Origin of the sequence: Streptomyces sp. NPDC007863 (assembly GCF_040633895.1) — a bacterium.
GTDB lineage: Bacteria > Actinomycetota > Actinomycetes > Streptomycetales > Streptomycetaceae > Streptomyces.
The window spans coordinates 1-24954 of record NZ_JBEYEI010000018.1 but is presented as its reverse complement, the minus strand read 5'-3'; the positions used below and the strand labels follow the sequence as shown (position 1 = coordinate 24954).

The 24954-nt window shown below is 74.7% G+C and carries 22 protein-coding genes and 1 tRNA gene; 11 read left to right on the top strand and 12 right to left on the bottom strand.

Going from position 1 to position 24954, the window contains the following annotated elements; all coding sequences use genetic code 11:
* Positions 1–316: 316 nt before the first annotated feature.
* Positions 317–1882: a pectate lyase gene (locus ABZ621_RS26285; protein WP_360608623.1), complete on the top strand. Its 1566-nt coding sequence runs from the start codon at positions 317–319 to the stop codon at positions 1880–1882.
* A 4-nt stretch (positions 1883–1886) separates the two neighbouring features.
* Here ABZ621_RS26285 and ABZ621_RS26280 read toward each other — a convergent pair whose 3' ends face one another.
* The 5 genes from ABZ621_RS26280 to ABZ621_RS26260 all read right to left on the bottom strand — a co-directional run bounded on the left by ABZ621_RS26280 (position 1887) and on the right by ABZ621_RS26260 (position 8272).
* Positions 1887–3149, bottom strand: coding sequence for an arginine deiminase (locus tag ABZ621_RS26280; RefSeq protein ID WP_360608621.1), 1263 nt, complete (start codon positions 3147–3149; stop codon positions 1887–1889).
* A gap of 37 nt (positions 3150–3186) precedes the next feature.
* Positions 3187–4644, bottom strand: coding sequence for a basic amino acid/polyamine antiporter (locus ABZ621_RS26275; RefSeq protein ID WP_360608619.1), 1458 nt, complete (start codon positions 4642–4644; stop codon positions 3187–3189).
* 195 nt (positions 4645–4839) lie between these two features.
* Positions 4840–6477, bottom strand: coding sequence for an adenosine deaminase (locus ABZ621_RS26270; protein WP_360608617.1), 1638 nt, complete (start codon positions 6475–6477; stop codon positions 4840–4842).
* A gap of 189 nt (positions 6478–6666) precedes the next feature.
* On the bottom strand, positions 6667–7845 hold the full coding sequence (locus ABZ621_RS26265) for a lactate 2-monooxygenase (protein WP_360608615.1): 1179 nt from the start codon (positions 7843–7845) through the stop codon (positions 6667–6669).
* 100 nt (positions 7846–7945) lie between these two features.
* Positions 7946–8272 carry a hypothetical protein gene (locus ABZ621_RS26260; protein WP_360608613.1) on the bottom strand — a complete coding sequence of 109 codons (327 nt, stop codon included), beginning with the start codon at positions 8270–8272 and terminating at the stop codon, positions 7946–7948.
* Positions 8273–8367: 95 nt separating this feature from the next.
* Here ABZ621_RS26260 and ABZ621_RS26255 point away from each other — a divergent pair, with 95 nt between their 5' ends.
* Positions 8368–9474: a phosphotransferase gene (locus tag ABZ621_RS26255; protein WP_360608611.1), complete on the top strand. Its 1107-nt coding sequence runs from the start codon at positions 8368–8370 to the stop codon at positions 9472–9474.
* A 26-nt stretch (positions 9475–9500) separates the two neighbouring features.
* Here ABZ621_RS26255 and lysA read toward each other — a convergent pair whose 3' ends face one another.
* Together lysA and ABZ621_RS26245 are read right to left on the bottom strand one after the other, a co-directional pair.
* Positions 9501–10859, bottom strand: a complete 1359-nt coding sequence (lysA, locus tag ABZ621_RS26250; protein WP_360608609.1) for a diaminopimelate decarboxylase — start codon at positions 10857–10859, stop codon at positions 9501–9503.
* Positions 10856–11434, bottom strand: coding sequence for an SAV_915 family protein (locus tag ABZ621_RS26245; RefSeq protein ID WP_360608607.1), 579 nt, complete (start codon positions 11432–11434; stop codon positions 10856–10858). Before ABZ621_RS26245 ends, lysA begins: the two co-directional genes overlap by 4 nt.
* Positions 11435–11984: 550 nt before the next feature.
* Between ABZ621_RS26245 and ABZ621_RS26240 the strand changes: the two genes are divergently transcribed.
* From ABZ621_RS26240 to ABZ621_RS26220, 5 genes are all read left to right on the top strand, one after another.
* Positions 11985–12713 (top strand): hypothetical protein, encoded by a 729-nt coding sequence (locus ABZ621_RS26240; protein WP_360608605.1) that lies wholly within the window; start codon positions 11985–11987, stop codon positions 12711–12713.
* A 268-nt stretch (positions 12714–12981) separates the two neighbouring features.
* Positions 12982–13614 (top strand): carbonic anhydrase, encoded by a 633-nt coding sequence (locus ABZ621_RS26235; protein ID WP_360608603.1) that lies wholly within the window; start codon positions 12982–12984, stop codon positions 13612–13614.
* Positions 13611–14255 carry an L-threonylcarbamoyladenylate synthase gene (locus ABZ621_RS26230; protein ID WP_360608601.1) on the top strand — a complete coding sequence of 215 codons (645 nt, stop codon included), beginning with the start codon at positions 13611–13613 and terminating at the stop codon, positions 14253–14255. Before ABZ621_RS26235 ends, ABZ621_RS26230 begins: the two co-directional genes overlap by 4 nt.
* Before the next feature lie 97 nt (positions 14256–14352).
* A tRNA-Arg gene (locus ABZ621_RS26225) sits at positions 14353–14424 on the top strand.
* Positions 14425–14613: 189 nt separating this feature from the next.
* Positions 14614–16821, top strand: a complete 2208-nt coding sequence (locus tag ABZ621_RS26220; RefSeq protein WP_360608965.1) for a hypothetical protein — start codon at positions 14614–14616, stop codon at positions 16819–16821.
* Positions 16822–17087: 266 nt separating this feature from the next.
* On the opposite strand, the gene ABZ621_RS26215 is transcribed toward ABZ621_RS26220, so the two are convergent.
* Entirely contained in the window at positions 17088–18329 is a 1242-nt protein-coding gene (locus ABZ621_RS26215; RefSeq protein ID WP_360608599.1) for a S8 family peptidase, read from the bottom strand.
* Between the two features lie 420 nt (positions 18330–18749).
* On the opposite strand from ABZ621_RS26215, the gene ABZ621_RS26210 reads away from it, so the two are divergent.
* Positions 18750–19364 (top strand): hypothetical protein, encoded by a 615-nt coding sequence (locus ABZ621_RS26210; RefSeq protein ID WP_360608963.1) that lies wholly within the window; start codon positions 18750–18752, stop codon positions 19362–19364.
* A 7-nt stretch (positions 19365–19371) separates the two neighbouring features.
* Here ABZ621_RS26210 and ABZ621_RS26205 read toward each other — a convergent pair whose 3' ends face one another.
* The 3 genes from ABZ621_RS26205 to ABZ621_RS26195 form a co-directional block, all read right to left on the bottom strand.
* Positions 19372–19782 (bottom strand): Rid family hydrolase, encoded by a 411-nt coding sequence (locus tag ABZ621_RS26205; RefSeq protein ID WP_360608597.1) that lies wholly within the window; start codon positions 19780–19782, stop codon positions 19372–19374.
* Positions 19783–19858: 76 nt separating this feature from the next.
* Complete coding sequence (locus ABZ621_RS26200) at positions 19859–21301, bottom strand: MFS transporter (protein WP_360608595.1); 1443 nt, start codon at positions 21299–21301, stop codon at positions 19859–19861.
* 153 nt (positions 21302–21454) lie between these two features.
* Positions 21455–21877 carry a metalloregulator ArsR/SmtB family transcription factor gene (locus ABZ621_RS26195; protein WP_360608593.1) on the bottom strand — a complete coding sequence of 141 codons (423 nt, stop codon included), beginning with the start codon at positions 21875–21877 and terminating at the stop codon, positions 21455–21457.
* Positions 21878–22025: 148 nt separating this feature from the next.
* Here ABZ621_RS26195 and ABZ621_RS26190 point away from each other — a divergent pair, with 148 nt between their 5' ends.
* Complete coding sequence (locus tag ABZ621_RS26190) at positions 22026–22427, top strand: anti-sigma factor antagonist (protein ID WP_360608591.1); 402 nt, start codon at positions 22026–22028, stop codon at positions 22425–22427.
* Between the two features lie 79 nt (positions 22428–22506).
* Here ABZ621_RS26190 and ABZ621_RS26185 read toward each other — a convergent pair whose 3' ends face one another.
* Positions 22507–23733, bottom strand: coding sequence for a GNAT family N-acetyltransferase (locus ABZ621_RS26185; protein WP_360608589.1), 1227 nt, complete (start codon positions 23731–23733; stop codon positions 22507–22509).
* Between the two features lie 141 nt (positions 23734–23874).
* Between ABZ621_RS26185 and ABZ621_RS26180 the strand changes: the two genes are divergently transcribed.
* Entirely contained in the window at positions 23875–24393 is a 519-nt protein-coding gene (locus ABZ621_RS26180) for a MarR family winged helix-turn-helix transcriptional regulator (RefSeq protein WP_360608587.1), read from the top strand.
* Between the two features lie 14 nt (positions 24394–24407).
* Complete coding sequence (locus ABZ621_RS26175; RefSeq protein WP_360608585.1) at positions 24408–24848, top strand: cytidine deaminase; 441 nt, start codon at positions 24408–24410, stop codon at positions 24846–24848.
* Positions 24849–24954: the final 106 nt, after the last annotated feature.

The window sequence follows — 24954 nt, the reverse complement described above, 5'->3', positions numbered from 1 at the left end:
CCCGTGCAGGTAGTGCCTATCACGGCCGATCAGGTGTCACCCACCCCTTTTGACGGCGGCCGCCCGTCCTTGACCTGCCGGTTTCCGGCCCGCCGGAGGGACCGGCGGCACCCCTCACCCACGGGAGCGCTCCCACACCCCCGCCGGATCCGCACATCCCGACCGTGCGCGGAGTCTTGTCAGGTACTCGACGTCACCCCTATCGTCACCCGCCAGAAAGCGCTTTCTAGCGCTTCGGCCCAGGGACGGGACTCACGACGACAACGCCCCGCGCCGCCGTCGGGCGGCGCGGGCGCCAACGAAAGGGCAGGCGAGCATGGGACGACGCTCCCCCTCCACGCGACTCCAGGCGGGCTTGGCCGCCATGGCGGTCGCGGCCGCCACCGGCGTGATCCTGACCATGCCGGAGGCCTCCGCCGCCGTCGCCGCCGGGGCGACCGGCTACGCGAGCCAGAACGGCGGGACGACCGGCGGCGCCGGCGGGCAGACCGTCCGGGCGACCACCGGCACGCAGATCCACGCGGCCCTCTGCGGGCGCGCCTCCAGCAGCACCCCGATCGTCATCCAGGTCGAGGGCACCATCAACCACGCCAACACCGCCAAGGTGTCCGGCACCAGCTGCAACACCGCCGACGGCGTCATCGAGCTGAAGCAGATCAGCAACGTCACGCTCGTCGGCGTCGGCGCGGGCGCCGTCTTCGACCAGGTCGGCATCCACATCCGCGAGTCGAGCAACATCATCATCCAGAACGTCACCGTCAAGAACGTCAAGAAGTCCGGCTCGCCCGTCTCCAACGGCGGCGACGCCATCGGCATGGAGAGCGACGTCCGCAACGTCTGGGTGGACCACAGCACCCTGGAGGCCTCCGGCGGCGAGTCCGAGGGCTTCGACGGCCTCTTCGACATGAAGGACAACACGCAGTACGTGACGCTCTCCTACAGCGTGCTGCGCAACTCCGGCCGCGGCGGCCTCGTCGGCTCCAGCGAGACCGAGCTCAGCAACGGCTACATCACCTACCACCACAACCTGTACGAGAACATCGACTCGCGCGCCCCGCTGCTGCGCGGCGGCATCGCCCACATGTACAACAACCACTACCGGCAGCTGAACGAGTCGGGCATCAACTCCCGCGCCGGCGCGCGTGCAAAGGTGGAGAACAACTACTTCGAGGACTCCAAGGACGTCCTCGGCACCTTCTACACCGACGCCGCCGGGTACTGGCAGGTCGCCGGGAACGTCTTCGACAACGTGACCTGGTCGCCCGCCGGCACCGACTACCGGCCCGCCGGTCCGAACCCGACGTCCAACACGACCGTGTCCATCCCGTACGGCTACACCCCGGACAGCGCCTCCTGCGTCCCGGACGTGGTCGCCCGCACGGCCGGCGCGAACAAGGGCCTGCTGGTCTCGGACGGCTCCTGCACCCCGCAGACCCCGAGCCCGACGCCCACCCCGACCGCCACGGCGACGGCCACCCCGACGCCGACCCCGACGGCCACCGCCACCACCGCCCCGCCGTCCGGCACCAACCTCAGCCTCGGCGCCGGTTCGGACGGCTCCAGCAAGGCCGACGGGACCAGCTACGGCAACGTCCGGGACGGCAGCCTGAGCACCTACTGGTCGCCCGTCGGCACCACCGGGTCCGTCTCGGTCAAGTGGAGCGCCCCGACGACGATCTCGTCGGTCCGCGTCCGCGAGGCCTCCGGCGCGGGCACCGTCACCGGCTGGCGGCTGCTGAACGCCGACACCGGAGCCGTACTCTCCACCGGGAGCGCGGCCGGCACGGTCTCCTTCCCGGCGACCTCGCTGAGCAAGGTCACCTTCGAGATCACCGGCGCCACCGGCACCCCGCGCGTCGCCGAGTTCGAGACGTACGCGTAACGGCTCAGAAGTCCACCGGGTCGCGGACGAGGGGGCAGGTCATGCAGTGGCCGCCGCCTCGTCCGCGGCCCAGTTCCGCGCCCACGATGGTGATGACCTCGATGCCCGCCTTCCGCAGCAGGGTGTTGGTCTGGGTGTTGCGGTCGTAGGTGAAGACCACGCCCGGCTCCAGGGCGACGGCGTTGTTGCCGCTGTCCCACTGCTGGCGCTCGGAGGCGTAGACGTCGCCGCCGGTCTCGATGACCCGGAGCCCCGGCAGGCCGAGGGCCTTGGCGACGACCTCCGTGAAGGGGGTGTCGCCCTCGTCGGTGATCTCGACCCCCGGGGCGCGGTCGGAGGGGCGCAGCGAGAAGCTGTGGATCGCGTCCACGATCCTGGGGTAGAGGGTGACGACGTCCCGGTCGGCGAAGGTGAAGACGGTGTCGAGGTGCATGGCCGAGCGGAGCTTGGGCATGCCGGCGACGACGACGTGTTCGGCGGCGCCGCGCTCGAAGAGCGCCTGGGCCACCTGGGTGACGGCCTGCCGGGAGGTGCGCTCGCTCATGCCCATGAGGACGACGCCGTTGCCGACGGGCATGATGTCGCCGCCCTCGAAGGTGGCCTGCCCCCAGTCCCGTTCGGGGTCGCCCCACCAGACGGTGGCGTCCCGGTAGCCGGGGTGGAAGGTGTAGACCGCCTTCATCAGCAGGGTCTCGCCGTGCCGGGCGGGCCAGTAGAGCGGGTTCAGGGTGACGCCGCCGTACAGCCAGCAGGTGGTGTCGCGGGTGTAGAGGGTGTTGGGGAGCGGCGGCATCAGGTACTCGCGGACACCGGTGGCCTCGCGGGCGAGCGCCACGTACGGCGAGCGGAACTCGCCCGGGAGGTCGGCGGTGGAGAGGCCGCCGATGAGGTACTCGGCGAGCTCGCGGGGCGCGATCGAGTCCAGGAAGGCCCGGGTGTCGTCGATGAGTCCGAGGCCGACCTCGTCGGCGACGATCTTCCGGTCGAGCAGCCAGGCCCTGGCCTCGGGGATCGCCATGGTCTCGGAGAGCAGGTTGTGCAGCTCGACGACCTCGACACCGCGCTGGACCAGTTTGTTGACGAAGTCGGCGTGGTCGCGCTGGGCGTTCTCCACCCACATGACGTCGTCGAAGAGGAGGTCGTCGGAGTTGGTCGGGGTCAGCCGGCGGTGGGCGAGGCCGGGCGAACAGACGAGGACCTTGTGGAGCCGGCCGACCTCGGAGTGGACGCCGAGGGGCCGGGCGGCCTGGGGGGTTTCGCGGTTCATCGCCGGCCTTTCCTGAGGGGGCGGGGTGCGGGGGTGGTCACAGTTCGATCCAGCCGACGGCGAGGGCGATGACGCCGACGACGGCTCCGGCGACCGAGACGGCGCAGATGACCGCCTCCCGGGGCGAGAAGAGGCGCCGGCCCTGCTCGCGGCGGGCCTTCACGAAGAGCAGGGTGGCGGGGGCGTAGAGGATGAGGGAGACGAGGACGAACGTGAGCCCGGCGGCGTACAGCAGGAAGGCCGTGTAGAGGGTGGCGACGGCCGCGACGACGAGTTCGCGCCGGGTGCTCGTCCCGGTCACCCGGTGCTCCCGGGGCCGCAGCGCGATCTTGAAGGCGAAGGCGGCGGCGAGGAGGAAGGGGATGAGGCTGAGGGCGCTGGTCAGGTCGAGGGCGAAGTTGAAGGCGTCGTCGGAGAAGGCGGTGACGACGAGGACGACCTGGCTGAGCGCGGTGGTCATGAGCAGGGCGGGGACGGGCACGTCGTTCGCGGTGGAGCGGCCGAGGAAGCGGGGCATGTCGTCGTCCTGGGCGGCGACGAAGAGGACCTCGGCGGCCATCAGCGTCCAGGCGAGGTAGGCGCCGAGGACGGAGACGATGAGGCCGACGCTGACGAAGACCTTGCCCCAGGTGCCGACGGCGGCCTCCAGGACGCCGGCCATGGACGGCTGGCGCAACTCGGCGATCTCGCTCATGGGCAGGATGCCGTAGGACACGATGGTGACCGAGGCGAAGACGGCGAAGACGCTGAGGAAGCCCAGGATCGTGGCCCGGCCGACGTCCTCGCGCCGTCTGGCGTGCCGGGAGTAGACGCTGGCGCCCTCGACGCCGAGGAAGACGAAGACGGTGGCGAGCATGGTGCCGCGGACCTGGTCGAAGAGGGAGCCGGCGTAGTCGGCGCCGCCGAAGTTCTCGGCGAAGACGGAGGGCTTGAGGCAGAAGAGCGCGAGGAGGACGAAGACCAGGATGGGCACGACCTTGGCAACCGTGACGATCCGGTTGATCGCCGCGGCCTCCTTGACCCCGCGCCGGACGAGCAGGAAGAAGCCCCACAGGCCGACCGAGGAGAGGACGATCGCGAGGGCGGTGTCCCCGTCGCCGAGGGCGGGCGCCACGGCGCCGACCGTCGACATGATGAGGACCCAGTAGGTGACGTTGCCGACGCAGGCGCTGGCCCAGTACCCGAAGGCGGAGAAGAAGCCGAGGTACTCGCCGAAGCCCGCCTTGGCGTACGCGTACACGCCGGCGTCGAGGTCGGGGCGGCGGACGGCGAGCGTCTGGAAGACGAACGCGAGCATGAGCATGCCGACGCCGGCGACGGCCCAGGCGATGAGCGCGCCCGCGACGCCGGTCTCCTGGGCGAAGCGCCGGGGCAGCGAGAAGACGCCCGCTCCGACCATGGAGCCGACGACCATCGCGGTCAGGGTGAGGAGGCTGAGCTTGACCGCGGGGGGCGTGCCGGAGGCGGTCGGGGCGCTGGGTTCCGCTGCGGTCATGGTCGTACCTCGCCCGCGCTCGTGCGCCGCGGTTCGGCGTGGGAGCGAGGGGCGTCGGGGCGATCAGACTCTAGCCCGGAGTGCCGGACTTTGCCCCTTTTGTACGATCTTGCCCGTACGGATGGAGGGCGGCGCGCGGACGGAAGCGCCCGGCTCCCCGTGGAGGGGTGCCGGGCGCTCGCGGGGGTGTACGGGTCAGCGGCCCGGGGTCGCGTGCGCCGACTCGAAGGCGGCGAAGGCGGCCTCCTGGCGCCATTCGAGGGACGCCTTGGGGCTGCCCTCGACGAGGCGCCGGCAGGCGGCGGAGCGGACCGGGGTGCCGGGGCGCTCGCCGCGGCAGGCCGGGACCGTTCGGTAGCCCTCGGCGGTCGGGTTGCCGCGCCACAGGCTCGGGCCGGGCAGGAAGGCGTACTCCAGGGAGGCGCGGGCGAGGTCCTTCAGCTCCGGGTACGAGAGGCCGTAGGTGCGGGCCGCGTACCGGTACTCGTGGCTGATGTCGATGCGGGACACGCCGGGGTCGTCGGTGGCGAGCACCACCGGCACGCCGTGGGCGCGGTACGTCTCGAAGGGGTGGTCGGCGCCGCGGACGCCGAGGATCTGCGCGTTGCTGGTGAAGGGCACCTCGACGGCGATCTCACGGGCGGCCATGGTCCGGGCCGTGGACCGCCAGTCGTTCTCGTGGACCAGGTCCACGCCGTGGCCGACGCGCTCGGTGCGGGCCACGTCGACGGCCTCGGCGATGTGGAACGTGAGGTCCTCGGGCTTGACCAGACCCGGCCACAGCTCGCCGGCGTGCAGGGTCACATGGGCCTCGGGGTGGACGCCGCGCAGGTGGGCGAGCATCCGCATCTGGAGCCGGTAGTTCTTGAGCGAGCTGTCCCAGTCCTCCGGCTGGACCAGGTTGACGGCGACGAAGCGCTCGTCCCGCTCGGCCAGCGCCATGCCGAGCGCCATCTGGGTGAAGACCCGCTCGGGCGTCGAGCCGCGCGAGACCTGCGAGATCCAGCGGACGGTGAGCCCGCAGGCGGGCCGCTCGCGCTCGGTGCCGCAGCGGGCCGCCGCGCGGAACTCGGCGTCGCCGGCGTCGGCCTCCTTCACCGCCTCGTCGACGAGGGCGGCGAGCCGGCCGCCCGCGGTGAGCTTCCTGTACAGGGCGGCGAGGTCCGGGTCCCAGCCGACGTCCTGCGCGAGCTTCTTCGCGCCCTCGGAGGCCGGGCTGACCATGGTCTCCAGATACCACTGGTTCTGCGCGGCGACGTCGTCGGCGAACTCCGCGAGCATCTTGCCCCGGTGCCGCCACGTCACCTCGCCGAACTTCCCGAAGGTGTCGAAGAAGTGGTCGTGGCCGTTGCCGCCGGGCGGGAAGTCCTCCATGGACCAGGCGCGCACGAGGGCGTCGTGGAAGGCGCGGTCGGTGCGGGCGTCGGCGGCCGGGCGGGTGCCGGTGCCGCAGGGCGGGACGACCGCGGTCATGGTGGCCGTGTCGACGCAGAGCCCGTCCTCGGCGGCGAGGGTGATCAGGTACTCGGTGGAGACGGCTCCGGAGAGGTGGTTGTGAAGCTCACCGCCCTTGGGCAGCGACCGGAAGAACTCCCCGAGGCGGGCGGGCTGTTCCCGTACGGCCTCCAGGTAGGCGTCGGTCAGCGCCTCGCCGGGGGTCACCACGCGGGACGCGGCGACGGGGGCCCCGGACGCGGCGAGGGGAGCGGCCGAGGGGGGAGCGGTGGGGAGGGCGGCGGCGGGGAGGGCGGCGGCGCTCAGCGGCAGCAGGCCGAGCACGGCCACGGCGGCCGGGAGGAGCCGGCGGCGCGCGGCGGATCGCCGGGGCGTCACGGATCGGTGGGGGGTAGTCACCCGGGCATGATCGTGAAGGTCGGTGGCCCGCCGCGTCCATCGAAACGCGGCGACGGGCGCGACCACCCGACCGGGTGACGCGCCCACCCCTCGAACGAGTGATCCCGGGCCCCACGTTCGAGTGTCCGGAGGGGCAGGGGGCTTGGGCCGGCGGGCAGGGGCCGGGGGTCACAAGCGGCGGAGGGCTCCCGGCTCCCGGAGGGAGTCGAGGGTCGGGTAGCCGTCCACGGCCATGATCAGGTCGGCTTCGGCGAGGAGGGAGCGCAGGACGTGGACGATGCCGTCCTCGCCGCCCGCCGCGAGCCCGTACGCGTACGGGCGGCCGACGCCCACGGCGGTGGCGCCCAGCGCCAGGGCCTTGACGACGTCCGCGCCGGTGCGGACGCCCGAGTCGAAGAGGACGGGGAGACCGTCGGCGGCCTCGACGACGTCGGGCAGGGCGTCGAGTGCGGGCAGACCGCCGTTGGCCTGCCGGCCGCCGTGGTTGGAGCAGTACACCGCGTCCACGCCGCCGTCGCGGGCGCGGCGCACGTCCTCGGGGTGGCAGAGGCCCTTGAGGATCAGCGGGAGGTCGGTGAGGGAGCGCAGCCAGGGCAGGTCGGCCCAGGTGAGGGGGTTTCCGAAGACTCCGGCCCATTCGAGGATCGCCGCGCCGGGGTCCTCCTCGGGGGCCTTGGCGAGGCGGGCCCGGAAGACGGGGTCGGAGGTGTAGTTGGCGAGGCAGTGGCCGCGGAGCTGCGGGAAGTTGCTCGCGGCGAGGTCGCGCGGGCGCCAGCCGGTGACCCAGGTGTCGAGGGTGACGACGATCCCCTTGAACCCGGCGGCCTCGGCGCGCCGCACCAGGCTCTCCGCGAGCTCCCGGTCGGTGGGGGTGTACAGCTGGAAGAAGCCGGGGGTGTCGCCGAACTCGGCGGCGACCTCCTCCATCGGGTCCACCGTCAGGGTGGAGGCGACCATCGGCACGCCGGTGCGGCGGGCCGCGCGGGCGGTGGCCAGGTCGCCGTGACCGTCCTGGGCGCAGAGCCCGACGACGCCGACCGGTGCCATGAAGAGCGGGGAGGGCAGCCGGAGGCCGAAGAGGTCGACGCCCAGGTCGCGCTGGGCGGCTCCGACCATCATGCGGGGCACCAGGCCCCACCGTTCGAAGGCGGTCACGTTCGCCCGCTGGGTGAACTCGTCGCCGGCGCCGCCCGCCACGTACGACACGACCGACGGCGGCAGCGCGGCGGTCGCCCGTTCCTCCAGTCCGGCGTAGGTCATGGGGAGGGCGGGGAGCACTCCGCCGAGACCGGCGAGGTAGATCTCGTTCTGGTAGTCGCCGTACCGCCCGCCGAACGCGCCGCTCATCGTGACCCCGCCCTTTCCTCGCCCCGGGCCGGGCCCGCCCCGGCCGCCGGTGGCGCCCACGGTGCCAGCCGCCGCGCCGAAGCGCCATGGTCAGGCCCCGTCAGGCGTGACCCGCGAGCGGTGCGGGGCCGTAGCCGGACAGGTGGAGGCACATGCGGAGTTCGTCCTCCGGCGTGGCCGTGACCGGCTGCCCCCAGTGGTCGGTCAGCCGGCGGGCGACGTCCAGGAGCCTGCGGCGGTCCTCGGGCGTGTGGGCGGGGAAGCTCGCGCGGCCCCGGGCCGCGATCTCCTCGCCGAGCTCGGCGAGGAGCACCGCCCGGAAGCGTCGTTCCTCCTCGTCCGTCAGCGGGGAGAGGACCGGTCCTCCGTCGGCCACCGATTCTCCGCCGGACACCGGCCGGACGTTGTACAGGTCGCGGGGCTCCATGCGGCCGAGCGTAGCGGCCCGGTGGCGGGCGGGCGGCGGGCGGCGGGCGGCATATTCCGGTGCGCCCGGGTGCGGGCCGGTGGTGGAATCGCCCGATGCGCGGGAACGAAGGACGGACGGGCGGCGCCGAGCGGGCCGCGGTGGTGGACCGGGGCCGGTTCGCCGGCTCGGTGACCCCCTGGGACGACGCGGGGTGGCGGCGCGAGGTGTTCGGCTGGGCCGAGCGGGTGCTGGCCTCACGCGGGCTGGTGGAGGCGGGCGTACGCGAGGTGAGGGTGCGGCCCTGGTCGGTCCTCGTCCGGTTCCGCACCGGCGGCGGCGCGCGCGACGCCGTCTGGCTGAAGGCGGGCGCCCCCTCCAACGCCTTCGAGGCCGGACTGGCCGGCGCGCTCGCCGCGTGGACGCCCGAGCACGTGATGACCCCGCTGGCGGTGGACGCCGCCCGCGGCTGGGCGCTCCTGCCCGACGGCGGCCCGCTCTTCCGCGACGTCCTCGACACGGGCGCGGCCGGCCCGGAGGCCTGGACGACGGCGCTGGGCCGGTACGGCGAGATGCAGCGGCGCCTGGTCCCGTACGCGAACGGGGACGGGGACGGGGCGCCCGGCGTGCCGGACGCGGGGGCGAAGGGCGCGGGCGCGCCCGAAGCGGGCCGCGGGCTCGGCGGGCTGGGGGTGCCGGGGGCGCGGACAAGGGAGTTGCCGGAGGCGTTCGACGCGCTCGTCGCCAAGAACCCGCTCTTCGACGCCGACGAGCGGGCCGTGCTGCTGCGGCGACGGCCCCGGCTCGTCGAGCTGTGCGCCGAGCTCGACGCGTACGGCGTGCCCGACTCGCTCGACCACTGCGACCTGCACGACGGGCAGATCCTCGCCCCGTCCCCCGGCCGCTTCACCTTCTTCGACTGGGGCGACGCCTGCGTCGCGCACCCCTTCGGCAGCCTCCTGGTCCCGGTCCGGGAGGTGCGGGAGCGGTACGGCCCCGAGCACGTGGCCCCGATGGTGGACGCGTATCTGGAGCACTGGACCGGCCTCGGCCCGTCGCGGGCGGAGCTGCGGCGGGCGGCCGTCCTGGCGGTGCGGCTCGCGGCGCTCGGCCGGGCGGGCTCCTGGTTCCGGCTCTTCCCCGGCACCCCGACCGGCGACAGCGAGGAGGCGAGCGCGTACTGGGTGCGGCAGCTCTTCGCCGCCACCGACGAAGAGCTCTGACACCACGGGCCGCGCCGCTCCCGCGGCTACAGGCCGACGTCCCGGGCCCGAAGGTCCTCCAGGGTCTCCCGCCTGACGAGCAGCCGGGCCGCGCCGTCGCGGACGGCGACGACCGGCGGGCGGCCGACGAGGTTGTACGAGGAGGCCATCGAGAGGTGGTACGCGCCGGCCACCGGCACCGCGAGCAGGTCGCCCGGCCGGAGGTCGGCGGGCAGGTCGACGTCCTCCGCGAGGAGGTCGCCCGCCTCGCAGTGGCGGCCCGCGACGGTGGTGCGGACGGCCGGGGCGGTGGACCGGCGGCCGATCAGGCGGGGCGCGTACCGGACGCCGTAGAGGGCGGGACGCGGGTTGTCGCTCATGCCGCCGTCGACGGCGACGAAGGCGCGCCCGCCGGTCGTCTTGACGGCGAGGACCCGGTAGACGGCGACGCCGGCCGGCCCGACGACGGCCCTGCCCGGTTCGACGAGCAGCCGGGGCACGGGCAGTCCGGCGGCGGCGCAGCTCTCGGCGAGGGCGGCGCGGAGCCTGCGGGCCAGGGCGGTCGGGTCGAGGACCGGGTCGCCGGGCCGGTAGGCGATGCCGTGGCCGCCGCCGAGGTCGAGCTCCGGCAGGACGACGCCGTGGGCGTCCCTGATCCGCGCCATCAGGCCGACGAGCCGCCGCAGGGCGGTGAGGTAGGGCTTGGTCTCGGTGATCTGGGAGCCGAGGTGGCAGTGCAGGCCGGTGAGTTCGAGCCGCGGCTGGTCGAGGATCCGGGCGACGGCGTGCTGGGCGTGCCCGTCGCGCAGGGAGAGCCCGAACTTCTGGTCGTCGGTCCCGGTACGGACCTTGGCGTGCCCGCCGGCGCCGACGCCGGGCGTGACGCGCAGCATCACCTTCTGGTGGCCGTGCGGACCGAGGGCGGCGGCCAGCCGGGCGATCTCGGCGGCGCTGTCGATGACGATCCGGCCGACGCCGAGGCGCAGCGCGGCGGCGAGGTCGGCCGGGGACTTGGCGTTCCCGTGGAGGAGGATCCGCTCGGGCGGGAAGCCCGCGGTGACCGCCAGTTCGAGCTCGCCCGCGGAGCAGACGTCGAGGCCGAGCCCCTCCTCGTCGACGAGACGGACGAGACCGCGGCAGAGGAACGCCTTGGCCGCGTAGTGCACTTCGGCGTCGGCCGCCTGGAAGGCGGCCCGGTAGGTGCGGCAGCGGTCGCGGATCTCGGCCTCGTCGAGCACGTACACCGGCGTGCCGTACGCGTCCGCGATGTCGGCGAGCGGCACCCCGGCGAGCAGGACGCGGCCGTGGGGCTCCTCGGTGGCGGTGGCGGGCCAGACGGAGAACGCGGGGACGGGGCCGGTACGGGTGGGCGGGACGGCGGCGGCCGTCAGGTCGGTGGTGGTCATGCGGCGGTCCCCCTCGCGGCCGGGTCGAAGCGACGGGCGCACGGGGTACCGGGGCGGGCGTGCGCGGGGGTGGGCGCGGGTGCGGGGGAAGCAGGGGCGGGAGCGGGCGCCGGGGCGGGAGCCGCGGAGGGCCGTGCACCTGGCGTGGGTTCCGGCAGCGGTACCGGAGCCCGTTCGGGTTCGGGATCGGGATCGGGTGCGGGTGCGGGTACGGGTACGGCCTCCGGCACCGAGTCCGGCGCGGGGGTGAAGGGGGCCGTGAGGACCGGGTCGACGGTGAGGGCGCGGACGCCGAGCGGGCGGGTGAGGGCGCGCAGGGCGGCCTCGGCGAGCGGGATCCAGGGCTGTGCGGTCCCGAGGGTGGCGTGGAGCCGTTCGGGGGTGGTGAAGGCGACGGCGGTGCGGGCGCCGACGGGCGTGCGGTAGAGGCGGGTCGTGACGCCGTGTCCACCCGGCCGGACGGGCACGCAGAGGCGTCCGGCCGGGGCGGGTTCGACGGGGTCCGGGTCGGAGGGCTCGGGCGCCGGGGCCGGGGCCGCGGCCGTGCGGTCGCCGGCGTGCGGGGTGCGGGGCATGGGGTCCTCCCGGGAGGGTTCGGCCCGGCGGCGGTCCGCCGGGGCGCGTCCTCGCAGCCTTGCCCGCCGGGGGTCCCGTAGTCCCCTTCCCTGACGCGGTCCTGACGCCGGACCGGGCGACTCTTGACGCGTTGGTCACGCCCGGAGCCCCGGCGCGGTACCCGGGCGGAGGCGGAGGCCGCGCCTCCGGTGGGCCGCTCACGCCGGGCCCGTACTGGCACTTGGTGTCTCCGCTCCGCGCGGTGCTGCGGCCACGCCCGCCGGGACTGCATACCCGGCCGGGGTATGAGATGCCCGCAGGCACGGGGCCTTCGCGGTCCGCCGCCGCCCGGAGGTTCGTATGGCACGGAGTGCCTGGTGGGAGGGGACCGGAACGTCGGCTGGACGGAGGGCCCGGGGAGCTGGAAACCTCGGCGATTGAGGACCCGATCACCGGTCCCGTACGTGCGCCGCCGCGAGGGGAGCGTGGCGCGGGCCCGTGATCGTCGCGTCCTCGCAGGCGCGTCCGCCGCACCCGTACGCGCCGGTACCGCGAGGAGGAGGACCACCGATGACCGCCGCCCGGGAAGAACGGCTCCGGCTCGACACCGCGAGTGTCGACAACGCGAGGACGACGCTGCTCCAGCTCCTCGCGCGGGCGGGGGTGTACTCCGGCGACGCCGAGGAACTGATCGGACTCGTCGAGGCGGGCGCGCTCGCCGTCGCCCACGAGGAACTGGCCGGCACCGGCCGGCAGGCCCCGCCCGGGAGCGGCGAACCGTACGCGGCGGGCTGGCGCGACGGTTCACGGGCCGTCACCGAGGGGCTCGCGGGCCTCGCCGACCGGGCGCTGGGCGCGGCCGTCGCCGAGGACGCCGAGGCGGAGGCGGAGGCCCGGCCCCGGGTCGGCCGGATGGAGGTCGAGCGGGCCAAGGTGGCGGTCGTCCCGCTGTACCTCACCTTCTCCGAGGAGTCCGACCTCGACCCCGAGGTCACCGAGCAGGTGCTCGCGTCGGCGCTCGCCACCATGGGCGCGCGGCAGCGGGCGGCCTATCCGGGGCGGCTGACGTCGTTCGCCGCGGACAACCGGACGCATCTGGAGCGGCTGTACGCCACCTACGGCCCGGGCAGCGCGATCGCCATCCACGGCCGCTACACCCTGGTCCACTCCCCCACGAGCCTCGCCGTCCTCGAACGGCTCGCCGCCCGGCCGGCGGAGCTGCGGGAGGAGTGGGACGCGGCCGAACTGCCGCCCGCCTGGCTGGACGGCTTGACGCGCGCGTGGGACGCGACGGTCTGAGACCGCCTCCGGGGTGAGACGGCCCGGACCGGGCCGCCCGCGCGCAGAGGGTCGTGGGGCCCGACGCGCCACTGGTGGCAGCGCGGAGTCGCGGGACGGACGCGCCGCCGAGAGGAACACCGCGCGGGATCGGGGAACCGGCGGTCGGCGGTCGGCGGTCGGCGGTCGGCGGCAGAGGGTTCCCGATGGGGTGCAATGCGTCACACGAGGGCTCGACGGGGGCCGATCCAGTGGCGCGGCGGCCGGGGGGCACGCATAGGGTGGCGGCATGCCCAGAACTTCCCCGGCCCTTGCCCTCGACGCCCTGCTCGACGGCAACCGTCGCTTCGTCTCGGGCACGCCCGAGCACCCCAACCAGGACGCCGCCCGCCGCACGGAGCTGGCGCCCGGCCAGGACCCGTTCGCCGTCATCCTCGGCTGCTCCGACTCCCGGCTCGCGGCCGAGATCATCTTCGACCGGGGGCTCGGCGACCTCTTCGTCGTCCGCACCGCCGGGCACGTCCTCGGCCCGGAGGTCCTCGGCAGCGTCGAGTACGCGACGAGCGTCCTCGGCGCGCGGCTCGTGGTCGTCCTGGGCCACGACTCCTGCGGCGCGGTCGCCGCGGCCCGCGCGGCCGTGGAGGACGGCTTCGCGGCGCGCGGCTTCGTGCGGGACGTCGTGGAGCGGGTGACGCCGAGCATCCTGGCGGCCAGGACCGCGGGTCTGACCGCCGACAGCGACATCATCGACGAGCACATCCGGCACACCGTGGACCTGCTCCTGGACCGGTCCCGGCTGCTGTCCGAGCAGGTGGCGGACGGCGAGATCGCCGTCGTCGGCCTCGGCTACGAGCTGGCCGGCGGCAGCGCCCGCCTCGTGACCACGCGCGGGGCCGTCGTGGAGGAGGGCACCCCGGCGTGACCTCCCGCTTCGACTGCTCCGATCCGGCGGCCCGCGCGGCCGGCCTCGGCGAGGCCGCGGCCGCGGTGCGCCGCGGGGACCTCGTCGTCCTGCCCACGGACACCGTGTACGGGGTCGGGGCGGACGCCTTCGACCCGAAGGCGGTCGCCTCGCTGCTCGCGGCGAAGGGCCGCGGCCGCCACAAGCCCTCCCCCGTCCTGGTCGACTCGGCCGCCGCGCTCGGCGAGCTGACCGACGAACTCCCCGACGCCGCACGGGCGTTGATCGAGGCGTTCTGGCCGGGCGGGCTGACCCTGGTGGTCCGCCACCGCGCGTCCCTCGACTGGGACCTGGGCGAGACGGGCGGCACGGTGGCGGTCCGGATGCCGGACCACCCCCTCGCCCTCGAACTGCTCGCGGCGACGGGCCCGTTGGCGGTCTCCAGCGCCAACCTCACGGACCACCCGTCCCCCCAGGACTGCGACGCCGCGCAGGCGATGCTCGGCGAGTCCGTGGCGGTGTACCTCGACGGCGGACGCACCGCCGGCGCGGTCTCCTCGTCGATCGTCGACCTCAGCGGCGGGACGCCGGTCCTCGTCCGCGACGGCGTCCTGCCGGTGGCGGAACTCCGCGCGCTCGTACCGGACCTGATCGTCCCCTGACCCCTCGCTCCGACCCCACCCGCTCGTGCCCACGGCCCCGGGCAACGGAAATCTCCGTTGCCCGGGGCCGTGGGCGGTCACTAGGGTCACGTCCCATCGACGTGTAGCTCAGCAGCAGAGCGCCGGGCTTCGGTCCCGGAGGGCGCGGGGGCGGAACCCGCCACGTCGGCTCATGAACACGCACGCTGATCAGCAGCCCCCGACGTCCGCATCTCCCACGGTGCCCGCCGCCCCCCTCGCCGCCTCTCCCGGCTACGCCCGGACGCAGTGGGCGCGGGCCTTCACCACCGCCCTCGGCCACACGGACCCCGCGACCCGGCAGCGGGCCGGGGAACGGGCGCGCGGCTGGCGGGACGTCATGGCGGGGATGGCCTCCGGCGCGCTGCGGGTCGGATCGCGTACGCCGGTGACCGGGCTGCCCGCCTGGGTGACGCCCGACGTGCTGCACGGCGGCTTCGCGACCGGTTCCGCGCGGGCCGGCGGTCCGCTCCGGGAGTTCGAGCGGGAGGCGGCGCACCACGCCGGAGTGCCCGCCGAGCGGGCGGCGATCTTCGCGTACCACCTCACCGAGCCGGGTCTCGCCGACCTGTGGGAGCTGCTCGACTCGGGCCGCTACGAGGTGAGCCTGCCGGAGGAGGCCGCCCTCCTGACGGTGGCCTGGCTGGTGCGGGCGGGCGAGACGGACGCGGCGGTCGAACTGGTCGAGGTCCTGCGGCCGTTCGCGGACCGGCTGCGCTTCCTCCCCCGGCCGACGGAGCACCGCTCGGCCAGGCGCGCGGCGAGGCGCGAGGCGGAGGACGGCGGAGAGGCTTCCGCGGGGCTTGCGGCGCCGGAAGCGGGAGCGGTGCACCGCTCCACCGTGGAGCAGGCGCGCGCCGCGCTGGCCGCCAGGAGGCCGAAGCGGGCCGTGGAGGCGCAGCGCGAGGCGCTGCGCGTCTGGCGTCCGTTCGCCGACGAACTCCTCGCCCACTGGCTGGAGTTCACCGGACCCGAGGGCGCGGTGCGGCCGGGTGCCGTGCCGGAGGAGGCGTGGCGGGTCCGGGGACGGGCCCTGCTCGACCGGTACGAACGGCTGCTCGCCGCCCATCCGCTCACCGGCCGGCACCGGAAGCCGGGGAGCAACGAGGGAATCCTGCGGGGCGCGTTGGCGGAGCTGGTGTGCGGACGTGAGCTGGACGCCCGGCGGGCCGGCCTCGTGCGGGTGGCGGTCACGGGGATGGTGCGGAAGCGGGGCCTGCCGGGTTCCGGGCGGCACGCGGCGCTGCGGGACGGGCAGGCCGCGCAGGCGGCGCTGCCCGCGCATCACGCGGTGGCGCACCTGGTCGCGGAGCGCCTCGCCCGCCTGCCGCAGGAGTCGGGCCTCGTCGACGTGGCGCCGTTCGTGGTGCCGGTGACGGCGGCCGAGGAGGGACGCACCGGGCTGGCCGAGGGAGTCGAAGTGCCGCCCTCGGTACGGCGGGTGGTCGACGGGACGCTCAGCGCGCCGCTCGGCACGCTGGTGGCGTCCGGGATCGTCCCCTCGGCGGAGGCGATGGCCGAGCTGGTGCCCCAGCTGGTCGCCGCCGAGCGGGCCGCGGTCTACCGGGACCCCGCGCTGCGCGTCCTGATGGCGGCGAACTACCGCGCCTTCCGCAACCGCCGCTCGCTCCTCCTGTTCCACCTCGCACGCCAGGTGGCTCCGGAGGAGTTGCCGTGGGTGCGGGCGGTGCGCGGACACGCGGACGGCGACGCCACCACCCGCGGCTCGGCGGTCGCCGCGGCACGCACCCTGGCGGAGACGGCGGTGGAGCACTTCCCCGGCACCCTCCTTCCGAACCCGCTGGTGCGCGAACTCGGCTCCCTGCTCGACCCGTCGGAGCCGGCCGCGCCGCTGACGGAGGAGCTGGCCGCGGACATCTTCATGGGCCGGTTCAGCGGCAAGTTCCTCGCCTCGGCGGGGATCGCGGCCGAACTCCTGGGCGGGGGCTCCCTGTACGAGCGGTACTACGGCATCGACTACGCGGCACTGGGCGCCCTCGCCGCCCGTGCGCACGGAGGCGATCGCGAGGCGCTCGCCGCATTCGCCCGGCTGTGCCACGCCCGGGCCGGCCGGACAGCGGACCATGACTCCGTCGCCGGGAACGGCATGGTGATCGAGCAGGCGCAGATCCTCACCACGCACAACCTGGCCACGCTGGTCCGTCGCGTCGGGATCGCGCCGGAACGGGGCTGGGCCGAGGCGGCACGCCGCTGCTTCGGAACGGTCTGCCGGCTGACGGAGCGCGCGGGGCGGGGCCCGTACCCCCTGACGGCCCTCAAGGACGCCGCGTACGCCTGGCGCCAGATGCTCTTCCACCTGTCTCTGTGCGAGGAGTCCGAACGGGCCGAGGTGCTCGCCTGGCTGCCCACGGAAGCGGCACGCCGCCCACTCGTGGCCTCCCGGCTCGCGCCCGCGCTGCTGGGCCTGCGGCACGTGACCGAGGGCGGCCTCTTCGACGCGGACGGAACGGCCCGGTCGGGACGGGCGCGCCGGCTGACCGGCTGGTCGGTCACGGAGCACTGGCTGCGGCCCGACCCCTGGAAGTGAGGGGACTGCGCCCCGGCGCCCCTGGGGTGGGGGTGCCGGGGCGCAGTCGGCCCGCTGGATCCAAAATCCAACATCCAAAATCCGGGATCCAGTAGGCGATATCCGGATCCGGTCCCTCGGATATCGGATCCGGGATCCAACATCTCGGATCCAATATCCGGAGATTGGATCCCGGAGGTTGGATCCGGGACATCTGATCCGGGACATCGGATCCGGGACATCGGATCCGGGACATCGGATCCGGGACATCGGATCCGGGAGAGCGCTTACGGGACGAGGCGCAGGAGGCGGTTGGGGGAGCCGGTGCCCGGGCTGGTCACCTTGTCGGGGGTGGCGCCGTTCACCAGGGCGGTGGCGACCTGGGCGGGGGCGGCGGAGGGGTGGCCGGCGAGGTAGACGGCGGCGGCTCCGGCGACGTGCGGGGTGGCCATGGAGGTGCCGGAGATGGTGTTGGTGGCGGTGTCGCTGGTGTGCCAGCCGGCCTTGATGGAGACGCCCGGGGCGAAGAGGTCGAGGACGGCACCGTAGTTGGACCAGCTCGCCTTGGCGTCGGCACTGTCGGTGGCGCCGACGGTGATGGCCTCGGTCACGCGGGCGGGCGAGGAGTTGCGGGCGTTGACGCCGGAGTTGCCGGCGGCGACGGCGTAGGTGACGCCGTCGGCGATGGAGCGCTTGACCGCGTTGTCGAGGGTGGTGGAGGCGCCGCCGCCGAGGGAGAGGTTGGCGACGGCGGGGGCTCCGGCGGGGTGGTGGGCGGTCACCCAGTCGATGCCGGCGACCACGCCGGCGGTGGTGCCGGACCCGTTGGCGTCGAGGACGCGGACGGCGACGACCTTGGCCGCCTTCGCGACGCCGTAGGTGGAGCCGGCGATGGTGGTGGCGACGTGGGTGCCGTGGCCGTTGCCGTCCTGCGCGACGGTGTCGCCCTCGACGGCGTCGTAGCCGTCGACCGCCCGGCCGGCGAGCTCGCTGTGGCTGACGCGCACGCCGGTGTCGATGACGTACGCGGTCACTCCGGCGCCGGCGCTGTCGGGGTAGGTGTAGGTGCCCGAGAGCGGCAGGGCGGCCTGGTCGATGCGGTCGAGGCCCCAGGGGGCGTTGGTCTGGGTGGCGTCGGCGTGGACGACGCGGTTCTGTTCGACGGTGGCCACGGCGGGGTCGGCGGCGAGCCGGCGGGCGGCCGCGGCGTCGAGGCTGACGGTGTAGCCGTTGAGCGCGGCGCCGAAGGTCTTGCCGACCTTGCCGCCGTAACCGGCTATGAGCCCGCGCCCCTTGGCGGACCCGGCGGCGAAGCCGGCGGCCGGCTTGAGCGTGACGAGGTAGCTGCCCTCGACGGCGTCGGGGGAGCCCGCGGCGACGACGACGCCCTCGGCGGGGACCGGTACCGGCACGGCCTGCGCGGGGGCCACGGCGAGGCCGGTGACGAGCGCGGCGACGACGGCGGCGGAGGCCGCGGTGGTGGTGGCGATCAGGTTCCGGCGCGAGGTGCGGTGCGTGGGGAGTGCCATGGTGAGGGGTTCCTCCTCTTGGCGGCGCGCCCTGGGTCAGGCGGGCACGGTACGTGGGGGTGGGTCGCGTGCGGTCGCACGCTCCGCCGGGGAGAGGTCTCCTCCGATCGGCGTGGGCAGAAGCCTGTGCCGCACCGCCCGGGAGGATCAAGGAAGTTGAGTCCTTGTCATGGATCCGACATGCGGCGGACACAAGGACTCCCCCGATCCCCGGCCGAACCCCCACGAACCGCCTCCCCCTCCACCACCGTCGCGTTCCGGCCGCCACCCACGGGTACCGGCCAGGGAGGCGACCCGACCCCGGGGCCCGGTCGCGCGCGAGCGGTCCGTCATCATCGGGGCATGCGAAGCAACACCGGTCCGACCCCCTCGGAGCACGCCGCCCAGGGCGCCCCCCGGAACACCGCCGCGGACTCGTCCATGGACTCCCCGGCGGACTCCCCCACGGCCGCCTCCACCCTGACCCCCTACCAGGAGAAGCTGCGCGAACGCCTGCTGGCCGCGCCGGTCGTCCCGGCGCCCGCGCCGTGGCGGAACGTGTTCGGCGGCCGCGCGGCCGTCGGCGGGCTCACCGGCATCGGCTTCGGGGTGGACCCCGCCACCGGCCACGACCTGGTCATGGTCGTCTCGACCCAGGGGTACGGCGTCTTCGACGCGGTGACGGGCGAGCGGATCGCGCGGGACCGGGCCCCGGAGGACGACGGGCCGGACGGCACGCCCGACCTGTCGTGTCCCTGGATCGGTCCGCTCGACGGCGGACGGGTGCGGGTCGCCGGGCTGTACGGCGGCGGGCTGCACAGCACCAGCGGCGACGGCTGGTCGGTGGACGTCGAGGCCCCCGACTGGCCGCACCACCGGATCCTGCTCTCGGCCAACGGCGGCGACTGGCACCGTCCGCCGCACACCGAGGGCTGGTGGCACGTCCTCCACTCCACCTGGTCGACGCTGCGCGCCGCCGGTTTCTCCCCGTCCGGGCAGACCCTCGCCGTCGCCACGTCCAGCGATCTGACGCTGTGGACGCGCCGCCCCGCGTGAGGGGCGGTCAGGCGTCGACCACGGCGGCGACGGCCTCGATCTCGACGAGCTGGTCGGCGTATCCCAGCACGGTGACGCCCATCAGGGTGCTGGGCACGTCGTGGTCGCCGAAGGCGTCCCGTACGACCTGCCAGGCGGCCACCAGGTCCTTCTGGTGTGTCGTCGCGACGAGCACCCGGGTGCTGATGACGTCCTCGATCGCGGCGCCGGCGCCCTTCAGGGCCGTCCGCAGGTTCGCGACGCAGGCGGCGGCCTGCCCGGGGACGTCCCCGACGGCGACGGTGGCCCCGTCGGCGTCGAGCGGGCAGGCACCGGCGAGGAAGATCAGCCGGGCCTCGGCGGGCGCGGTGGCCGCGTACGCGTACTCGGCGACGTCGGACAGGGAGGCGGAACGGATGAGGCGGACGGCGCGGGGCACGGAGGTTCCTCTCGGCGACTGCGGCTGACCCGCGCCACTCTCGCAGGCGTTCCCCGTCGGCTCGACCGGATTTCCCTCACCCCACGGCGGTGGGCCAGTGGCGGTGGAGGGCGTCGATGCGGAAGGCGTGGACGTGCACGCGTACGGGTCCGGCGCCGGCCGCGTCGGCCATGTGGGGGTGCCCGGCGGGGAGTTCGGGATGGGTGTGCGCGAGCTCCTCGGGGTCGCGGCGCGGCCAGAGGCGGGCGGCGGCGAGCGCGGCGGTCAGGGCCACGGCACCGAGGGCGGCGGCGGAGGCGGCGAGTCCCGCGCGGGCGGCGAGCCAGCCGGCCAGCGGATAGGTGAGCAGCCAGCAGCCGTGCGAGAGGGAGAAGTGGGCGGCGAAGAGCCCGGGCAGGTCGGCAGCGGCGGCGGACCTGCGCAGCAGCCGCCCGCCGGGGGTGAGAACGGCGGAGGTGGCGGCGCCCAGCCAGAGCCAGAGGAGCAGCAGCGCGGGCCAGGCGGCCGCCGGGTGGGCGTCGGCCCAGCCGGAGGCGAGTCCGGCGGTCAGCAGGCCGAGGGCGGCGGCGAGGGCGCCGGCGGCGGGGAGCATGAGGGCGCGGTCGCCGGTACGGCCCAGGACGCGCGGGAGCAGCAGGGCGACGGTCATCGAGCCGGCGCCGTACGCGGCGAGGGCGAGGGACACGTCTCCGGCCGGCCGCCCGAGGCCGTCCTGGACGAGGACGACCGTGTCGACGAGCACCAGCGCTCCGGCGGCGGCGACCGCCAGGTCGAGCGCGAGCAGGGCCCGCAGCCGGGGGGTCGCGAGGAAGACCCGCGCGCCGAGGACCCGGGAGGACCCCGGACCACGCGCCTTCCCGCGACCGGTGCCGGAGCCGGCGCCGGCACCAGTGTCGGTGCCGGAGCCGGTTCCGGCGCCGGGGGTGCGGTCGTGCCCGGAAGCGTCCGCGTCCGCGGGGAGTCGCAGGGGCAGGACGAGGAGTGCGGAGAGGAGGAACCCGGCGGCGGTGCCGGCGAACAGCCACCCGTACGGCACGAGCGCGAGGAGGGCGGCGGCGAGGACCGGGCTGACGAGGCTCTCCAGGTCGTAGGCGAGCCGGGAGAGTGTGAGTGCCCGGGTGTAGTCGCCCTCCTGGGGCAGGACGCGCGGGATCGTGGCCTGGAAGGCGGGGGTGAAGACCGCCGAGGCGGCCTGGAGCAGGAGCACGAGCGCGTACACCTGCCACACCCGGTCCACGAACGGCAGGACCAGCGCGGCGAGCAGCCGTACGAGGTCGGCCCCGACGAGCAGCGTCCGGCGCGGCACCCGGCGGGCCAGGGCCCCGGCGAGCGGCGCCAGACCGACGTACGCCGTCATCTTGAGGGCGAGCGCGGTGCCGAGCACGGCGGCGGCCTGTCCCCCGGCGAGGTCGTACGCGAGGAGCGCGAGCGCGACGGTGGCCAGGCCGGTGCCGGTGAGGGCGACGACCTGGGCGAGGAAGAGGTGCAGGTAGGTGCGGTCGCGCAGGACGGACAGCATGGGGTCGCCCTCGTTCGGCAGCGGGTGCGGTCCCCTTCACGGTAGCCGACGCGTGCATGAGTGCGCACATGTATGCGGGATGAGAGGACGCAATGCGCGAGGGGGCGGCGGTTTCAGCCGCGCCCGGTCGCACCCGGTCGCGCTTAGTCGTGCTCAGTCGTGCCAGGGTTCGCCCGTCACCACGTGATCGGCCCGGTTCAGCGCCTCGACGACCAGCCGCTTCAGATGCCCGTCCGGCAGCGCGTACACCACCCGCCGCCCGTCCTTCCGCGCCTGTACGAGGCCGCCGAGCCGCAGCTTCGCGAGATGCTGACTGACCGCGGGCCGCGCCGCCCCGCACGCCTCGGTCAGCGCGGTGACGTCGGCTTCCCCGCGCGTCAGCACCCACAGCAACTGCAGCCGCGTCGGGTCGCTGAGCAGCCCGAAGACCTCCGCCGCCGCCGCGAGCTCCGGTGCCCCCGGGGTCCGTGGATGGACGGGGGACACGGCCTCTGCGCGCCCTTCCCGCACCTCGCGTCCTTCACGCGCTTCACGCGCGTCACGTGCGTCACGTGCATCACGGAGTGGATCCACCATGCACCCATCGTAGGGAGCGGGGAGCAGGGGCGTGGCAGGGCGTTCCAGGACGGGTGACCGATCCGTGGACCGTCGTGCGGGCGAACGGACCTTCGGGTGAGGATGCTGCGGACGGCCGGGACCTGGCCGGGAGCGAGGAGAGACGACGATGACCATCGAGTGGCGCTACACCATCCACCCCGGCCTCGGTGTGCTCTCCCTGGCGGGATTCCTGGGTCAGGAGGCCGTGGGACGGTTCCAGGGAGCCGTCGGCTGGGCGCTCGCCCGGGGCACCGGGCCGGTCGTGCTGGACCTGACCGGGCTGCGCGGCTGGTCCGACGGAGGCCGTCTGGCCGTGTCGGAGGCCGCGCTGCGGCTCGCCGCGGAGGGCCGCGGACTCGAACTCGCCGCCGTGCCGGAGAGCGGGGCGCCCGGGGACGGGGGCGACTTCGGCGACGGGAAGGTGGCCGTCACGGTCCACGGAGACCTCGCCGCCGCGCTCTCCGCGCACCGGGACCGGGGCGTGGAGGAACGCGAATGGCGCAGCGACGCCTGGCCGGAAGACGCCTGAGACCGGTACGGGTACTACGTACGGGTACTGGTTATGGGCGTGACCGCTTTACGGGCCCTGAGCCCCGCCCCGTCCGTCCTCAGAACCAGCTCGGGCAGTGCGGCGGGCGCTCCGGGTGGAAGAGCGCGTCCGCCTGGCGGGTCGCGGCGGGATGGTGGGCGCGGATGTGGCCGGCTCGGACCAGGGTGCTCGGGGTCGTACCGCCGAGGTAGAGGGAGCCGAGGTCGCTCACGTCCAGGGAGAGGTCGGGGCGGCGGTCCGTGGTGGTGCAGTCGGCCTTGCCGTCCCGGACGGTGAGGAGGTAGCCGGTCCGCTCGCCGAGGAAGGGGTCGTCGACGTCCAGGACGAGCTCACCGTCCGTGGCCCACGCGCGCGTGGCCAGGGCGCGCGGGACGTCGAGGAGACGCACCCAGAGCCAGTCGGTGTCGTGGCTCACGTCCCCCGCGCGGAAGTCCGCGAGCCGGTAGCGCAGCGGATGGTCGCGCGGGATCTGCTTGAAGACGACCTGGGTCACGAGGTCGTGGCCGAGGGCGTACCGCGCCAGGTCCGCGAAGACCGCGTCGTCGGTGGTGATGATCTCGTCGACGGTGAGGGTTCCGGCGTCGACGGAGTACGAGGCGTAGCCGTCCGGGGCCCCGTCGGCGTCCCGGTGCAGCGCCACGTACCGCGGCGCCTTCGCGACCGGCGGCTGCCCGGCGCCCAGCGCCCACCAGCGGTGCGGGCGCGTGAGCGCGCCGGGCTGGGCGAGGCGGTACCGGTCGTAGACCTCTTCGAGGATCGCGCCGCAGTCGGCGCGGCGCAGCAGCTCGACCGAGCCCGGCCGGTTGCCGTCGGCGGCGCCGGCGCCGAGCGGCCGGGGCGGCGCGAAGGCGGACCGGTGCCGCTGCACGGTCATCCGGGTCGTGTAGGTCGCGGGTCCGTAGCCGAACCTTCGGTAGATGAGCGCCTCGGAGGCGAGCAGCACGGAGAGGATCTCGCCGCGCTCGCGCAGGTCGGCGAGTTGACGGCGCATCAGGGCGCTGAGGACGCCTTGCCGTCGGTGCGTGGGCAGGACGCCGACGGCCGTCACGCCGGAGACCGGGACGACGGCCTCGCCGGGCAGGGTGAGCTCGAAGGAGTACGCGCCGGCGGTGCCGACCGGCCGTCCGTCCGCGGTCAGCGCGAGCAGGTTCCTGTCCATCTCGATCGCCGACCACCACAGGCCGCCGCCGTCCTCGCCCGGTGTCTCGCGGGGCAGTCCGAAGGCGGCGTGCAAGGTGTCGACGAAGACGTCGAGGTCCTCGCCTGTCGTTGAACGGATCTCCATCGCTTCCGCAGCCTCCCCGTATCCCCGCACCACGCCTCGTGGTGTCCAGGCCCCAGTGGAGCGCCGACCCCGAACCCCGGTCAAACGGATTTACGCTGCCCGCTCCCCCGTCCTCCCGCCGGAGCGGGTAGCGTCGTGATCATGGAACTGTCGACATCCCAGGCCCTCACCCGGCCCTCCACCGACCAGGCGCCGGCCGATCCCGCCGCCGGCGACGAGGCGCTCGCCACGCAGCCGATCGGCTACTGGAGCGGGCTCGTCCACGCGGCCGTCACCCGGCGGCTGCGGGACGAGATGGCGCGGATCGATGTGACACAGCCTCAGTACTGGGTGCTCAACCACCTCAAGTACGGTCCGGGCAACCCCAGTCGGCAGGAGGTGGCGGACGCGCTCACGCCGCTCGCCGACGGGCCGCACGACATCCCCCGGGTCGTCGACCAGTTGCTCCACCGCGCGTGGCTGCGAGCGGACGCCGACGACCTCCTCCACCTCACCGAAGCGGGCGAGGCGGCGCGGGTCCGCCTGCGCGAACTGGCCACCGGGCTGCGCGCCGTGGTCCACGAGGGCGTCAGCGACGAGGAGTACGTCGCGGCGCTGAAGGTGCTGCGCCGGATGGCCGCCAATGCCGGGACCGACGCGGGCACTCCCCGCACCACCTGACGAGAGGCTCACCGATGTCGGAGAAGACCACGCGATCCGGCGGCACCGCAGCCGGGGGCCCCGTCGACGACGCGCTCGTCGAGGCGGCGGCGCGGGTCGCCCGCACCCGCTGCCGGGGCGACAACCACACCATGGCGGCGGCCGGGCGCGCGCGGGACGGCCGGATCGTCACGGCCGTGAACGCCTACCACTTCACGGGCGGCCCCTGTGCCGAGCTGGTCCTCCTCGGCGCGGCTGCCGCCCAGGGCGTGTACGACCTGACGACGATCGTCGCGGTGGGCGACCGGGACCGTGGGGTGGTGCCCCCGTGTGGCCGGTGCCGCCAGGTCCTCCTCGACTACTTCCCCGCCGTCGACGTCATCGTCGGCGGGGGGGACCGTCTGCGCACCGTCCCCATCACCGACCTGCTGCCGGAGAGTTACGTGTGGGCCGACCACCAGCTCGACTCCGAGTGAACCGTTCCTCATCAGTGAGCAGGAGTGGGTCCTGGGCCCGTGCCTGTTCACTGCGGACATCCCGAACGGTTTTGGGTGTCCTGGTCGCCCGTGTTCTCTCCGCGTC

Coding starts and splice junctions, on each gene's coding strand:
- ABZ621_RS26285 (WP_360608623.1), top strand. CDS start 317: ATGGGACGACGCTCCCCCTCCACGCGACTCCAGGCGGGCTTGGCCGCC.
- ABZ621_RS26280 (WP_360608621.1), bottom strand. CDS start 3,149: ATGAACCGCGAAACCCCCCAGGCCGCCCGGCCCCTCGGCGTCCACTCC.
- ABZ621_RS26275 (WP_360608619.1), bottom strand. CDS start 4,644: ATGACCGCAGCGGAACCCAGCGCCCCGACCGCCTCCGGCACGCCCCCC.
- ABZ621_RS26265 (WP_360608615.1), bottom strand. CDS start 7,845: ATGAGCGGCGCGTTCGGCGGGCGGTACGGCGACTACCAGAACGAGATC.
- ABZ621_RS26260 (WP_360608613.1), bottom strand. CDS start 8,272: ATGGAGCCCCGCGACCTGTACAACGTCCGGCCGGTGTCCGGCGGAGAA.
- ABZ621_RS26255 (WP_360608611.1), top strand. CDS start 8,368: ATGCGCGGGAACGAAGGACGGACGGGCGGCGCCGAGCGGGCCGCGGTG.
- lysA (WP_360608609.1), bottom strand. CDS start 10,859: ATGACCACCACCGACCTGACGGCCGCCGCCGTCCCGCCCACCCGTACC.
- ABZ621_RS26245 (WP_360608607.1), bottom strand. CDS start 11,434: ATGCCCCGCACCCCGCACGCCGGCGACCGCACGGCCGCGGCCCCGGCC.
- ABZ621_RS26240 (WP_360608605.1), top strand. CDS start 11,985: ATGACCGCCGCCCGGGAAGAACGGCTCCGGCTCGACACCGCGAGTGTC.
- ABZ621_RS26235 (WP_360608603.1), top strand. CDS start 12,982: ATGCCCAGAACTTCCCCGGCCCTTGCCCTCGACGCCCTGCTCGACGGC.
- ABZ621_RS26220 (WP_360608965.1), top strand. CDS start 14,614: ATGGCGGGGATGGCCTCCGGCGCGCTGCGGGTCGGATCGCGTACGCCG.
- ABZ621_RS26215 (WP_360608599.1), bottom strand. CDS start 18,329: ATGGCACTCCCCACGCACCGCACCTCGCGCCGGAACCTGATCGCCACC.
- ABZ621_RS26210 (WP_360608963.1), top strand. CDS start 18,750: ATGGACTCCCCGGCGGACTCCCCCACGGCCGCCTCCACCCTGACCCCC.
- ABZ621_RS26200 (WP_360608595.1), bottom strand. CDS start 21,301: ATGCTGTCCGTCCTGCGCGACCGCACCTACCTGCACCTCTTCCTCGCC.
- ABZ621_RS26195 (WP_360608593.1), bottom strand. CDS start 21,877: ATGGTGGATCCACTCCGTGATGCACGTGACGCACGTGACGCGCGTGAA.
- ABZ621_RS26190 (WP_360608591.1), top strand. CDS start 22,026: ATGACCATCGAGTGGCGCTACACCATCCACCCCGGCCTCGGTGTGCTC.
- ABZ621_RS26185 (WP_360608589.1), bottom strand. CDS start 23,733: ATGGAGATCCGTTCAACGACAGGCGAGGACCTCGACGTCTTCGTCGAC.
- ABZ621_RS26180 (WP_360608587.1), top strand. CDS start 23,875: ATGGAACTGTCGACATCCCAGGCCCTCACCCGGCCCTCCACCGACCAG.
- ABZ621_RS26175 (WP_360608585.1), top strand. CDS start 24,408: ATGTCGGAGAAGACCACGCGATCCGGCGGCACCGCAGCCGGGGGCCCC.